The sequence below is a fragment of the Pseudazoarcus sp. NS36 genome (assembly GCF_059703705.1).
In genome coordinates, this window is record NZ_BAAKJA010000003.1 from 179,959 (window position 1) to 194,441 (window position 14,483).

Annotated in this window: 8 protein-coding genes; 5 read left to right on the top strand and 3 right to left on the bottom strand. The window is 65.9% G+C overall.

All coding sequences use genetic code 11. The features are described 5' to 3' along the window. Positions 1–26: 26 nt before the first annotated feature. The gene (gene uvrA, locus AC6H0R_RS06095; protein ID WP_497580454.1) at positions 27–5,507 is read left to right on the top strand and encodes an excinuclease ABC subunit UvrA; all 5,481 of its coding nucleotides are present in this window, start codon (positions 27–29) and stop codon (positions 5,505–5,507) included. Then, positions 5,504–6,193, top strand: a complete 690-nt coding sequence (locus AC6H0R_RS06100; protein WP_497580455.1) for a cytochrome b/b6 domain-containing protein — start codon at positions 5,504–5,506, stop codon at positions 6,191–6,193. The genes uvrA and AC6H0R_RS06100 overlap by 4 nt, the downstream gene beginning before the upstream one ends. A gap of 69 nt (positions 6,194–6,262) precedes the next feature. Here AC6H0R_RS06100 and AC6H0R_RS06105 read toward each other — a convergent pair whose 3' ends face one another. After that, positions 6,263–6,727, bottom strand: coding sequence for a c-type cytochrome (locus tag AC6H0R_RS06105; protein WP_497580456.1), 465 nt, complete (start codon positions 6,725–6,727; stop codon positions 6,263–6,265). A 227-nt stretch (positions 6,728–6,954) separates the two neighbouring features. On the opposite strand from AC6H0R_RS06105, the gene AC6H0R_RS06110 reads away from it, so the two are divergent. Then, positions 6,955–8,580 carry a methyl-accepting chemotaxis protein gene (locus AC6H0R_RS06110; protein ID WP_497580457.1) on the top strand — a complete coding sequence of 542 codons (1,626 nt, stop codon included), beginning with the start codon at positions 6,955–6,957 and terminating at the stop codon, positions 8,578–8,580. Positions 8,581–8,630: 50 nt separating this feature from the next. Here AC6H0R_RS06110 and AC6H0R_RS06115 read toward each other — a convergent pair whose 3' ends face one another. Beyond that, entirely contained in the window at positions 8,631–10,106 is a 1,476-nt protein-coding gene (locus AC6H0R_RS06115; protein ID WP_497580458.1) for a DegQ family serine endoprotease, read from the bottom strand. A 160-nt stretch (positions 10,107–10,266) separates the two neighbouring features. Between AC6H0R_RS06115 and AC6H0R_RS06120 the strand changes: the two genes are divergently transcribed. Then, the gene (locus tag AC6H0R_RS06120) at positions 10,267–11,205 is read left to right on the top strand and encodes a hydrogen peroxide-inducible genes activator (protein WP_497580459.1); all 939 of its coding nucleotides are present in this window, start codon (positions 10,267–10,269) and stop codon (positions 11,203–11,205) included. Positions 11,206–11,327: 122 nt separating this feature from the next. Beyond that, positions 11,328–11,801 carry a Dps family protein gene (locus AC6H0R_RS06125; RefSeq protein ID WP_497580460.1) on the top strand — a complete coding sequence of 158 codons (474 nt, stop codon included), beginning with the start codon at positions 11,328–11,330 and terminating at the stop codon, positions 11,799–11,801. A 68-nt stretch (positions 11,802–11,869) separates the two neighbouring features. Here the strand turns inward: AC6H0R_RS06125 and AC6H0R_RS06130 are convergent, their stop codons facing one another. Beyond that, positions 11,870–14,380 carry a DNA topoisomerase III gene (locus AC6H0R_RS06130; RefSeq protein ID WP_497580461.1) on the bottom strand — a complete coding sequence of 837 codons (2,511 nt, stop codon included), beginning with the start codon at positions 14,378–14,380 and terminating at the stop codon, positions 11,870–11,872. Positions 14,381–14,483 lie beyond the last annotated feature (103 nt).

Sequence of the window (14,483 nt, forward strand, 5' to 3'; positions counted from 1 at the left end):
CGCTCCTCTCCCTTTCCGGCTCCTTCATGACCGACTCGATCCGCATCCGCGGTGCGCGCCAGAACAATCTGCGCAACCTCTCGCTCGACATTGCGCTCAACGAGCTGACGGTGGTGACCGGGGTGTCCGGCTCGGGCAAATCCTCGCTGGTGTTCGACACGCTGTATGCCGAGGGGCAGCGGCGTTACGTCGAGACCTTCTCGCCGTACGCGCGGCAGTTTCTCGACCGCCAGGACAAGCCGCAAGTGGATCGCATCGAGGGCGTGCCGCCGGCGATTGCGATCGACCAGACCAACCCGGTGCGCAGTTCGCGCTCGACGGTCGGCACCATGACCGAGCTGTCCGACCACTTCAAGCTGCTGTATGCGCGTGCGGCGCATCTGCATTGCCGCGGCTGTGGTTGCGTGGTGCGGCGCGACGACCCGGAGAGCATTGCGCGCGCACTGGCCGAGCGCAGCAAGGCAGAGGATCCGCGGCTGGTGCTGAGCTTTCCGGTGCCGGTGCCGCACAACTTTTCCGAGGCGGAAGTCGAGCAACTGCTCGCCGCGCAGGGCTACACCCGCATCCAGTCGCGCGAAACCGGCGCGGACGGCGACGTGCTGCACGTGGTGCAGGACCGTTTCCGCCATTCGAATGCCGAATCGGCGCGGGTGGCGGAGGCCATCGAGGCGGCGCTGGTGCGCGGCAAGGGGCGCATGAGCGTCCATGCCGAGGATGCCACCTGGCGCTTCTCGACCGACCTGCATTGCGCCGACTGCGACATCCACTACGCCGACCCCACGCCGGGGCTGTTCTCGTTCAATTCTCCGATCGGTGCGTGCGAGACCTGCCGCGGTTTCGGGCGCGTGATCGGCGTGGATTTCGGGCTGGTCGTGCCGGACGAATCGAAGACGCTGCGCGAAGGTGCGGTGAAGCCGTGGCAGAGCAAGAGCTACGCTGAGAGCCAGGACGACCTGGTCAAGATGGCGCCGAAATACGGCGTGCCGCTGGACGTGCCGTTTGGTGACCTGTCGCCCGAGCATCGCCGCTGGGTGCTGGAAGGCGACGAGACCTGGAAGAGCTGGAAATCCTCATGGCCGAAGAAGTGGTACGGCGTGCGTCACTTCTTCGACTGGCTGGAGACCAAGGCCTACAAGATGCACATCCGCGTGTTGCTGTCGCGCTACCGCAGCTATACGCAATGCCCGGCCTGCCACGGCGCGCGGCTCAAGCCCGAGGCGCTGTTGTGGCGGTTGGGCGGGCAGGCCATCCATGAACTGATGGCGCTGCCGATCGCCCGTGTGCGTGACTTCATCGACTCGCTGGAACTGCCCAAGCCGCTGGACGAAGCCACCGAACTGCTGCTCGGCGAGGTGCGCAGCCGGCTGGATTACCTCGACCGCGTGGGCTTGAGCTACCTCACGCTGGACCGCCAGTCGCGCACGCTGTCGGGCGGCGAGGTGCAGCGCATCAACCTCACCACGGCGCTCGGCACCTCGCTGGTGAACACGCTGTTTGTGCTCGACGAGCCCAGCATCGGCCTGCACCCGCGTGACATCGACCGCATTCTCGGCGTCATGACGCGGCTGCGTGACGCCGGCAATACGCTGGTGGTGGTCGAGCACGATCCGCAGATCATGCTGGCGGCCGACCGCCTGCTCGACATCGGCCCCGGCCCCGGCGAGCGCGGCGGGCAGATCGTAGCCTATGCCACGCCGGCCGAGGTCGCGGCGGACAAGGCTTCGCGCACTGGCGCCTATCTGGCCGGGCGCGAGCGCGTGGACATCGCCCGCAAGGCGCGGCCGGTGGCAGGCGACGGCCCGGCGCTGAGCTTGCGCGGTGCGCGCCTGCACAACCTGCGCGGCGTGGACGTGACGATTCCACTGGGCCATCTGGTGTGCGTGTCCGGCGTGTCCGGTTCGGGCAAGTCCACGCTGATGCAGGACGTGCTGTACCCGGTGCTGGCGCGCCACTTCGGCGAGAGCGTGTCGTCCGAGCTGCCGGCCGACGCCTGCGCCGGGTTGGATGGCGTCGAGCATCTGGCTGGCGTTGTGATGGTCGACCAGTCGCCGATCGGCAAGAGCGCGCGCTCCATGCCGGTCAGCCATGTCGGCGCGTGGGACGCCATCCGCAAGCGCTACGCCGCGCTGCCCGAGGCGAAGACGCGTGGCTACACGCCCGGCACCTTCAGCTTCAACACCGGCACCGGCCGCTGCCCGACCTGCACCGGCTCGGGCTTCGAGCATGTCGAGATGCAGTTCCTGTCCGACGTCTATCTGCGCTGTCCGGACTGCGACGGCAAGCGTTATCGCCCGGAAGTGCTGGAGCTGGAGTGGCGCGGCAGATCCGTGTCCGACGTGCTGGAGATGACCGTCTCCGAGGCGCTGGAGTTCTTCGCCGGCGAGAAGGATGTGCTGGCCGCGCTGGCGCCGCTGGCCGACGTCGGGCTGGAATACCTGCGTCTGGGCCAGCCGGTGCCGACGCTGTCGGGCGGCGAGGCGCAGCGCCTGAAGCTGGCCGGCCATCTGGCCGAGGCGGCGCAGCGCGCCGGCAAGCGCAAGACGGCCAAGACAAAAACCGAACGTCTGCTGTTCCTGTTCGACGAGCCGACCACCGGCCTGCATTTTTCCGACGTGGCCACCTTGCTCGCGGCCTTCGACAAGCTGCTCGACGCGGGTCACGCGCTGGTCGTCATCGAGCACAACCTCGACGTGCTGCTGGCGGCGGACTGGCTGATCGACCTCGGCCCCGAGGGCGGCGAGGCCGGTGGAGAACTTGTCGCCAGCGGCACGCCCGAAGCGGTGATGCTCGTCGAGGCTTCGCACACCGGCCGGGCCATGCGCGATTACCGCGCCGCGCTCGCCGCCGTTGGTCTGCCCAAGGCGGACGAGGCGGCGGCGAAGTACCGCGCCGTGCCGACGCCGGCCATCTCCATCCGCCACGCGCGCGAGCACAACCTCAAGAACGTCAGCCTAGATATCCCGCGCGACAAGTTCACGGTGATCACCGGGCTGTCCGGCTCCGGCAAGTCCACGCTGGCCTTCGACATTGTGTTCGGTGAAGGGCAGCGGCGTTATCTGGAATCGCTCAATGCCTATGCGCGCCAGTTCGTGCAGCCGGCGGCAAGACCGGAGGTGGACAACGTCACCGGCATTCCGCCCACGGTGGCCATCGAGCAGCGCGTGAGCCGCGGCGGGCGCAAGAGCACGGTCGGCACGCTGACCGAGATCCAGCCCTTCCTGCGCCTGCTCTACGTCAAGCTCGGCACGCAGTACTGCCCGGAATGCGAGGTGCCGGTGCTGCCGCAGAGCTTCGACGCCATCGCCGCGCAGATCGGCAAGGATTTTGCCGGCGAGTCGGTGGAGCTGCTGGCGCCGCTGATCGTGAACCGCAAGGGTTTGTACACCGATCTCGCCAAGTGGGCGCGCGGCAAGGGCTTCGAGCAGCTGCGCGTGGATGGCAAGTACCTGCCGACCACCAAGTGGCCGCGGCTGGACCGCTATCAGGAACACAACATCGATCTGCCGGTGGGCATGCTGGTGCCCAAAGCCGCCAACGAGGCGCGCCTGCGCGAACTGCTGGAAACCGCACTGGAACACGGCAAGGGCGTGGTCAAGGTGCTGCGCCTGGGGGCGCTGGACGCGCAGCCGGTGACTTTCTCGACCAAGCGCGCTTGCCCGTGCTGCGGCACGAGCTTCCCCGAGCCGGACCCGCGGCTGTTTTCGTACAACGCCAAGCACGGCTGGTGCGCGAGCTGCTTCGGTACCGGGCAGAAGGTATCGGGCCGCATCGAAGACCCCAATGCGCTTGATCTGGCCGAGGACGAGCATGTTGCGGACGAGACCTGCCCGGCCTGCGAAGGCGCCCGCCTGAATCCGGTGGCGCGTGCCGTGCGTTTCCGCGATCTGGGCATCCACGAGCTGTCGTCCTTTGCGGTCGACAAGGTGGCGGGCTTCTTCGAGGCCATCGAGTTGGCGGGGCGCGAGGTCGACATCGGCCGCGATCTGGTGAGCGAGATCCGCGGCCGGCTGGAATTCCTGCACAAGGTCGGCTTGGGCTACCTCGCGCTCGACCGCGGCGCGCCGACGCTGTCCGGTGGCGAGGCGCAGCGCATCCGGCTGGCGGCGCAACTCGGCTCTAACCTGCGCGGCGTGTGCTACATCCTCGACGAGCCGACCATCGGCCTGCACCCGCGCGACAACCGTCTGCTGCTCGACACGCTGGAGGCGCTGCGCGACCGGGGCAATACCTTGCTGGTGGTCGAGCACGATGAAGACACCATCCGCCGCGCCGACCATGTCATCGATCTGGGCCCCGGTGCCGGCGTGCGGGGTGGCCGCGTCACCGCCCAGGGCTCGCTGGCGGACCTGATGGCTGCGCCCGAGTCCGCTACCGGCCGCTGTCTGCGCGCGCCGCTGCTGCATCCGCTGCATCCGCGCCGTGCCGTGCCGGACGAGCATCCGGCGCTGGTCGTACGCGGCGCGAATCTGCACAACCTGAAGGGCGTCGAAGCGCGCGTGCCGCTGGGCCGGCTGACGGTGGTCACCGGGGTGTCGGGTTCGGGCAAGTCCACGTTGGCGCGCGACGTGCTGCTGACCAATCTGCAGCGTGTGGTCGGCGCTAAAACAGCGCAGCCGGTGCTTGGCTGCGCGCGCATCGAAGGTGCTGAATTCATCGGGCGTGTGCTGGAGGTCGACCAGACGCCCATCGGCAAGACGCCGCGCTCCTGCCCGGCCACCTACGTGGGCTTCTGGGACATCATCCGCAAGCTGTTCGCGGAGACCTTCGACGCCAAGACGCGCGGCTGGAACGCCTCGCGCTTCTCCTTCAACACCGGCGCCGGGCGCTGCCCGGTGTGTCAGGGTCAGGGCCAGGTCACGGTCGAGATGAACTTCCTGCCCGACGTGAAGCTGCCCTGCGAATCCTGCGGAGGCAAACGTTTCAACGCCGAAACGCTGGCGGTGCAATGGCGTGGCAAGTCGGCGGCGGAGGTACTGGACATGCCGGTGGACGAGGCGGTGGAGTTCTTCGCCGCGCACCCGTCGGTGGCGCATCCGCTGAAGTTGCTACAGGACGTCGGCCTCGGCTACCTCACGCTGGGCCAGCCCAGCCCGACGTTGTCGGGCGGCGAGGCGCAGCGCATCAAGCTGGTCACGGAACTCGCGAAGGTGCGCGGGCGTGCCGGGGAGTCCGAAGCCACCGGCGGCCGCCCGCTGCCGCCCGAAAAACACACGCTGTATGTGCTCGATGAGCCCACCGTGGGACTGCACATGGCGGATGTCGAGAAGCTCATTCACGTGCTGCACCGGCTGGCGGATGCCGGCCACACGGTGCTGGTGATCGAACATGATCTGGACGTGATGGCCGAAGCCGACTGGCTGATCGATCTTGGGCCGGAAGGTGGTGACGGCGGTGGCGAGATCGTCGCGCAGGGGCCGCTGGAAACCGTTCGCACCGAGCTGCGGTCACATACCGCCCGCATCCTCGGTGAATTTCTCGCTACGCGAACCTCGACGGAGAAAGCATGAGCCAACGCAGCATCAAGGTCTGGGATCTGCCGACCCGGCTGTTCCACTGGTCGCTTACCGCGCTGATCGTTGCCGCGGTGGTGACGGTCAAGATCGGCGGCAACGCGATGCTGTGGCACGGCCGCATCGGGCTGACCATCCTCGGTCTCGTGGTGTTCCGCATTGCGTGGGGCGTGGTCGGCTCGACCTATGCCCGCTTCACCGATTTCGTGCCGGGGCCGCGCGCCATCCGCGACTATCTGGCCGGGCGATGGAACGGTGTGGGCCATAACCCGCTCGGCGCGCTGTCGGTGCTGGCGCTGTTGGGCGTCGTGGCCTTCCAGGTCGGCACCGGCCTGTTCTCGAACGATGACATCGCCTTCAACGGCCCGCTGGTGCCGGCCGTGTCGTCGGATACCAGCGGATGGCTGTCGGGTCTGCACCGTCAGGGCGAGTGGTTTCTGTACGGGCTCGTCGCGTTGCACGTGATGGCGGTGCTGTACTACGTGCGCGCAAAACGCGACGACATCCTCACTCCGATGATTACCGGTCGCAAGCTGGTCGAGGGTGAGCACCGCGAAGCGCGTGGTGGCGGTGCCGCTGCCTTTGTCATTGCGCTGATCGTGGCGCTGGGGGCGGTGTGGGCTGCAAGCGGCACCTTGTTGCCCCCTCCGCCGCCGCCTGCTCCGACAAATCTGGGGTGGTGAGCATCTCACCGCGCCAGCCACAAAGCAGAACGGCCACCCTCGGGTGGCCGTTCTGCTGAGGTCGGAGCCTTATTCCTTTTCGCGGTAATTGTCGTGACAGGCCTTGCAGGCCTTGCCGACCTCGCCGAACTGGGCGGCGACAGCAGCCTTGTCGCCGTTGGCGGCAACTTGCTGCAGCTTGTTCGCCTGTTGGACGAAGTTGATCGCGATTTCACGCACTTTGTCCTGCTCGGCAAAGAACTCCGACTTCAGGCGGGTTTCCTTCCAGCCCGTGCCCTTGTCGGTGCCCGGTGCATACAGCGCGCCCATGCCGGAGTTGGCGATGGAGGCGATGACGTTGGCGGCAGCGGCCACGCGCGCCTGGTCGTAGTTGGCGCCTTCGAGCTGGGCCTTGATGTTGCCCATATTCCACGACATGAAGCTGTAGCCGGACTGGCGGTACTTGATCATGTCCGAGGCGGACTGGGCGCTGGCGGCACCGGTGACGGCGAGCGCCATCAGGCCGAGAGCTGCGGCGAGCAGGGTTTTCTTCATCTTGTTGCTCCTGAGAGTGGGTGGGGACAGCTAGCCGCTGCGTTGCAGCAACGGCGAAATGACCGTGATTGGCGCATTTGGTTCGAATCTATCTGATCTGGATCAGCAATTGCAACGGCATGGCCGCATACCCTGCAGGCCTCAAGAATGCAGGGTGGTGGCCGTAAAGACCCTCATGCTGTCATAACAATCACGCCGCCTGTGCGGTGCCTTCTGGAAGCCTGCCCATGTCGTCCCGTTTTTCCGACACCCCGATCTGGATGCGCTTGACCGGCGCGATCTGGCTGATGCTGTTGATTGCCTGGGGCAGCCTGATCGCATGGGAGACCCACAGCAACCGCCGCAACGCCGTTCAGCAGGCGGAGGCGTTCGCCATGACCATCCACGAAATGACCATGGCGGGACTCACCGGCATGATGATCACCGGCACGGTGGATCAGCGCGACGTGTTCCTCGACCAGATCAAGGAGCTGGTGGTGTTACGCGACCTCAAGGTCTTGCGTGCCGAGGCGGTGAGCAAGGCTTTCGGGCCCGGCAAGGCCGGCGAAACGGCCTCCGACGATGCCGAGCGCGCGGTGCTGGCGGGCGGTGAGGCGGTGGTGCGCGTCGAATCCGATGCGCAGCACGGCGAGCATTTGCGCGTGGTTGTGCCGTCACGGGCGAGCGCCAACTACCTCGGCAAGAACTGCCTGATGTGCCACCAGGTGACTGAGGGTACGCCCTTGGGCGCGGTGTCGATGCGCGTATCGCTCGATCGCGCCAACGAGGCCGTCGCGCGTTTGCGCAACGAGAGCATCATCTTTGCGCTGCTGGCTTCCCTGCCCCTGATGGCTTTCGTGTACTTCTTCATCCGCCGTGTCGTGACGCGCCCGATGAGCCATCTCTCCGACACGCTGGCCGAGCTGGCGCAGGGCGGTGGTGACCTGACGCGGCGTCTGCCGGTGGATGGCGATGACGAAATCGGGCGGACGGCCGGCACGTTCAACCGAATGCTCGGCACGATTGCCGACCTGGTACGCAACGTCGGCGAGTCAGCCGGCGTGGTGACGCGTTCAGCGCGTGAGCTGGCGGAGGATGCCAGCCGCGTGGCGCAGGGCTCGCACCGTCAGAACGACCAGTCCGAGCGTGCCGCGGTGGCTGTCGAGGAGCTGGCCAGTGATATCGGCCAGATCGCGGCCAGCACCGAGCAGGTGCGCGAGCGCTCACGCGAGAGCCTGGCGCGTTCGGCCGAGGGCAAGGCCAGCCTGCAGCACCTGATCGGTGAGGTTTCGCACGTCGAGTCGGCGGTGCAGAACCTGGCAGAGTTGATTGACGCCTTCGTGCAGTCTGCCGGCTCCATCACCGGCATGACCAGCGAGGTGCGTGAGATCGCCGAGCAGACCAATCTTCTGGCGCTCAACGCTGCCATCGAGGCCGCACGCGCCGGCGAGCAGGGCCGCGGTTTTGCGGTGGTCGCCGACGAGGTGCGCAAACTGGCCGAGAAGTCGGCGATGTCGGCCGGAGAGATCGACAAGATCACGCACGAGATCCTGAATCAATCGAAGGCCGTGCAGAAATCGCTGACGCAGGGCATCGGCCACATCGAGTCGAGCCGTGCGGCGGCCGGCAAGGTGTCGGAGGTGCTCGATGCGGCGAATGCGCTGGTGGCCGAAGTCGGCGCCGGGCTGGACGACATCGCCGCGTCGGCGGCCTCGCAGCGCCAGTCGTCGGACAGCGTGAGCGGCAGCATCGAGGAGATTGCCCGCATGGCGCGAGACAACAATGCCGCCATCGATCGCACCGTGTCGGCGGCGCGTCAGCTCGAAGATCTGGCGGCGCGGCTGCAGGAGGCGGTGGCGCGCTTCCGCGTGTAAACAAAAAACGGCCGGCGCAATGCCGGCCGTTTTGCTTGCGGGACCAGGTGTCAGTCCAGCGTCACCGGCAGGAAGATGCGCCCGTCACCGCGCTGTACCAGCAGCGCGAAGCGCTTGCCCGCGGATTCCACGCGCGTGCGCAATTCGGCCAGATTGGCCACGCCCTGATTGTTCAGCGCGAGCACGATGTCACCGGCGATCAGGCCGGCCTTGGCGGCGGCTCCGCTGACGCTTTCGACCAGCACGCCACCGGGAATGCCGAGCCGACCGGCTTCGGCCGGATCGATGTTGCGGCCGCGCAGACCGAGCGTGGCGACGCTGTCGTTGGGTTCGGGGACGGCGCTCGGTGCGGCGAGCGGTGTGTCGTCGGCGGGCATTTCATCCAGCGTGGCGGTGATGCGCTTCTTGCTGCGCTCACGCCAGACGTCGAGCTGCACCTTCGTGCCGGGACGCTTCTCGCCGATGATGCGCGGCAGATCCGTCGATTCCTCGACACGCATGCCGCCTACACCGGTGATGATGTCGCCCGGTTGCAGTCCCGCACGGGCCGCGGCGGAATCGGGTTCGACACGGGACACCAGTGCGCCATGCGGTTCGGACAGGCCGAAGGTCTGGGCCAGATCCTTGTCCACCGGCTGGATCAGCACACCCAGTCGGCCGCGCTGGACGCGCCCGAACTCGACGAGCTGGTCTTTCACGTTGAGCGCGACGTCGATCGGGATGGCGAAGGAAATGCCCATGAAGCCGCCCGAGCGCGAGTAGATCTGTGCATTGATGCCGATCACCTCGCCGGCCAGGTTGAACAGCGGACCGCCCGAGTTGCCGGGGTTGATGGCGACGTCGGTCTGGATGAACGGCACGTAGGTTTCGCTCGGCAGGCGGCGCGCCTTGGCCGAGATGATGCCGGCGGTGACGGTGGAGTCGAAGCCGAAGGGCGAGCCTACAGCCACCACCCATTCACCGACGCGCGCTTGTTCCGGGTCGCCCAGTTTCACCGTGGGCAGACCACTGGCTTCGATCTTGAGCACGGCAATGTCGGTGCGCGGGTCGGTGCCGATGACCTTGGCCTTGAACTCGCGGCGGTCAAGCAGGCGTACCGTGACTTCGGTATCCGTACCGCGCTCGCTGACCACGTGTGCGTTGGTCAGCACATAGCCGTCGTCGCTGATGATGAAGCCCGAGCCGATGCCGCGGCTGATCTGCGGCCCGCGCGATTGCGGGCCCTGACCGTTGGGCCCCGGCATGTTGGGTAGCGGGATGCCGAAACGCCGCAGCAGATCGAACATCGGGTCTTCGGCGAACGAACCCGGGCCACTTGCGGTCTGGGTATGCACGACGCTGATGTTGACCACCGCGGGCGAGACCTCGGCCACCAGATCACCGAAATCCGGCAAACCGAAGCGGTTGGGTTTGACCAGTGTCTGGGTGTCCGGCGCGGCCGTGAAGGCGGTCGAGGGAATGGTCAGCAAAGCCGTTCCGAGCGCGATGCACAGCGCAACGACGGTGCGTGAAAGCGAATGGCGCATGAATGCCTGTCCTCCGAAAGGTTCTGAAGCGTTGGGGTAGACGCCGAGGCGCCCCGTGCGTTCCCATGCTGCTGCCTGCAAAGCTGTCGTATCCTTTGTCCGGCGTATTTCCCCGGCGCTGCAAAGTTCTCCGCGCGGCACCCAGACAGGAGTTTCATCCATGACCCTCACCGACCTGCGCTATCTCGTGGCGCTTGCCCGCGAACGCCATTTCGGACGGGCTGCCGAGCGTTGCCATGTCAGTCAGCCGACCTTGTCGGTCGCGATCAAAAAGGTCGAAGAAGAGCTGGGCGTGCAGTTGTTCGAGCGCAGCGCGACCGAGGTCAAGATCACTGCGGTGGGTCAGCGTATCGTCAACCAGGCCGAAAAGGTGCTGGTCGAAGCCGCATTGATCCCCGAGATCGCCTCTGCCGGCAAGGATCCGCTGTCCGGCCCGTTGCGTATCGGCGTGATCTACACCATCGGCCCCTATCTCTTGCCGCGCCTGATTCCGCTGATGCGCAAGCACGCGCCGAAGATGCCGCTGGTGATCCAGGAGAACTTCACGCATGTGCTGGTCGAGCAGCTCAAGCGCGGCGAACTGGATGTAGTGATCCTGTCCCTGCCCTTCGAGGAGGCCGGCGTGGTGGCGCAGCCGCTGTATGACGAGCCCTTCCGCGTGCTGCTGCCGGCGGGCCATGCCTGGGCCAGCGAGAAGACCATCGAGGCCGACAAGCTGGCCGACGACCAGTTGCTGCTGCTCGGCGCCGGCAACTGTTTCCGCGACCAGGTGCTGGAGGTCTGCCCGCAGTGCCGCAATGTCGGCGGGCTGCAGCGCACACTCGAAGGCAGTTCGCTGGAGACCATCCGGCACATGGTGGCTTCCGGTCTAGGCGTCACCATCCTGCCCAGTTCTGCAGCTGATGAGCTGCAGGAGAACAATGCGCTGGTGGCCGTGCGTCCCTTCGCCGAGCCGCAGCCAACGCGGCGCGTGGCGTTGGCCTGGCGCGTGACCTATCCGCGCAGCGGCGCCATCGACGTGCTGCGTCTGGCCATCCATGAATGCGGTCTGCCCGGGGTGCGGCCGGTTGGTCGAACGGTGGTCGAGGAAGCCGCCTGAGCCTCATCAAGTGTCTTGATGAGGCTCTTGGGGGTTTTCAATTGGCCTTTCCCAAACCACGCCCGTAACATGGTCTTGTCGTCGGCGCCACTGGCAGCCGACCTGTCTGAATGGAGAACTGAATGGATATCGATATCGGCATCAACAAGAAGGATCGTGCACAGATCGCGGACGGTCTGTCGCGTCTGCTGGCCGACAGCTACACGCTGTACCTGACCACGCACAACTTCCACTGGAACGTCACCGGCCCGATGTTCAACACCCTGCATCTGATGTTCGAGACGCAGTACACCGAACTGGCGCTGGCAGTGGATGCAATCGCCGAGCGCATCCGTTCTCTGGGTTTTCCGGCGCCGGGCACGTATGCCGAGTTCGTCAAACTGAGCAGCCTGAAGGAGCCCAAGGGCGTGCCGTCGGCCGACGAGATGATCCGCCACCTCGTGAAGGGGCAGGAAGCCGTCATCAAGACCGCGCGCAGTCTGATGCCGGTGGTGGATGCGGCGGCTGACGAACCCAGCGCCGACCTGCTGACGCAGCGCATGCAGGTGCATGAGAAGACCGCCTGGATGTTGCGCAGCCTGCTCGACAACAAGTAAGCGCTGCTACCGCATACAAAAAAGGCCTTGCCGGAAACGGCAAGGCCTTTTGCATGGGAGGTCCGGAATCAGGCTTTGGCGGCGCGCTTCTTCTTCGGGGTCTCGGCCTCGCCGTCCTTGGCGTCGGCCTTGGGCTTGCGCGGCTCGAACTCGAAGCCGACCTTGCCATCCTTGCCGCGTGCCAGGAAAGCCGAGAACTTGCGGCGCGTGCGGCTGGAGACGAAGCCCTTGAGCAGATCGGTCTTGCCGTCGGTGAGCAGCTTCACCATCTGTTCGCGCTCGATCGGCTGTTGCAGGATGATCTTGCCGGAGCGGAAATCGCAGTTCTTGTCCGGACCGACAGACTTCTCGCAGACGTAGGACATGCCGTGCTCGAAGACCTTGCTCTGGCACTTCGGGCAGGCGCCGAGCGGCTGCTGGTCCGAGAAGTCGGGCGCTTCGGCTTCCTCACCCTCTTTGGGCTGGCCGAAGTCGAATTCCGGCTGATGTTCGTCGTTGAGTTTGATCTCGGCGTTGAAGGCCCGGCCCATTTTGCTGCGGAAGCCCATCAGCGGGCCGACACGGCGTTCGGTCAGCAGCGTCTCGATCTCGTCGATCTCGAACTGGCGGCTGGCGACGATCTTCCATGCGCTCCAGTCGCACTTCTGGCAGGCGAACTTCTTGTAGTTCTCCTTCACCACCCCGCCGCACTTCGGGCACGGCGCCTTGAGCGTGGCGAAATCGCCCGGCACGGTGTCCGATTCGTAGCTTTTGGCCTTGTCGACGATGTCGCGCGCCATGTCGGCGATCTCGGCCATGAAGGCTTCGCGCGACAGGTCTCCGCGCTCCATGCGGGCGAGCTTGTGCTCCCAGCCGCCGGTCAGCTCGGGTGAAGTCAGAGAATTGACGCCCAGGCCCTTGAGCAGGGTGATCAGCGAGAAGGCCTTGGCGGTCGGAATCAGCTCGCGGCCCTCGCGGTGCAGGTATTGCTCGGTGATCAGGCCTTCGATGGTCTGCGCGCGCGTGGCTGGCGTGCCGAGACCGCGTTCGCTCATGGCGGCGCGCAGCTCCTCGTCGTCGACCATCTTGCCGGCGCCTTCCATGGCGGACAGCAGCGTGGCTTCGTTGTAGCGTGCCGGCGGCTTGGTCTGCAGGGCCTTCACGGCAATTTCGTCGGTGCTGATCTTCTCGTGCTGGTCGACCGCCACGAGCTGGTCACCGCCGCCTTCCTCAGTGACGGCTTCCTTGCCGTAGATCGCCAGCCAGCCCGGCTTGACCAGCACCTTGCCTTCGGTCTTGAAGGCGTGCTTTTCGACGCGCGTGATGCGTGTCGTGACGCGGAATTCGGCCGCCGGGAAGAACACCGCGAGAAAGCGCTTCACGACCAGGTCGTAGAGCTTCTGCTCGGGTTCGGACAGGCTTTTGGGCACGACGCCGGTCGGGATGATGGCGAAGTGATCCGAGATCTTGGCGTTGTTGAAGATGCGCTTGTTCGGTTTGACCCAGTCGTTCTTGGTGATTTCGTTGGCGAACGGGGCGTAGGCCTGCGGCAGCTCGCGCAGCACGTCCTTGACGGTCTGCACATAGTCTTCGGGCAGCGCGCGGGCATCGGTACGCGGATAGGTCAGCACCTTGTGACGCTCGTACAGTGCTTGCGCGATCTGCAGCGTGGCGCGCGCCGAGAAACCGAAGCGGCCGTTGGCCTCGCGCTGCAGGCTGGTCAGGTCGAACAGCAGCGGCGACATCTGCGTGGTGGGCTTGGCCTCTTCGGTGACTTCACCCGGCTTGCCTTCGCAGGTGGCCCGGATGGCGTCGGCCTTTTCCTTCTCCCACAGACGGAAGGCGGTAGCGTGCTCGTCACCCTCGGGGCGCTTGAAACCTTCGTCGAACCAGCGGCCGGTGTAGGTGCCGGCCTTGCAGCCGAACTCGGCTTCGATCTCCCAGTAGTCGCGCGACTTGAACTTGCGGATGCGGTTCTCGCGCTCGACCACGATGGCCAGCGTCGGCGTCTGCACACGGCCGACCGTGGTCAGGTGGAAACCGCCGCTCTTGGAGTTGAAGGCGGTCATGGCGCGCGTGCCGTTGATGCCGACCAGCCAGTCGGATTCGGCGCGGCACACGGCCGCGGAGCGCAGGCCTTCGACTTCCTCGGCGCTGCGCAGACTGGCGAAGCCGTCGCGGATGGCGGCGGGCGTCATCGACTGCAGCCACAAGCGGCGCGCCGGTTTCTTGGTCTTGGAGTGTTCGGCGATGAAGTTGAAGATCAGCTCACCCTCGCGTCCCGCGTCGCAGGCGTTGATGAGGCCGTCCACGTCCTTGCGCTTGATCAGCCGCGTGAGCAGTTTGAGCCGGTCGTCGGTCTTCTCGATGGGTTTGAGCGCGAAGTGCGGCGGGATCATCGGCAGATGGGCGAAGGTCCATTTGCCGCGCTTGACTTCGAATTCCTCGGGCACGGCCAGTTCGAGCAGATGGCCGACCGCCGAGGACAGGACGTACTCCTCTGATTCGAAGTAGTCCTTTTCCTTGGTGAACCCTCCCAGTGCGCGGGCGATGTCCTGCGCGACCGAGGGTTTTTCCGCGATGATCAGTTGCTTGCTCATGCCTGTTGGCCAGCCTTGCGGGAGCGTTTTGCTCCCTTCAATTGATTGAGGCCGGCTTTATGCCGGCCCTGTATGTGCGGCGCATCATAAGCAGGCCTGTTCA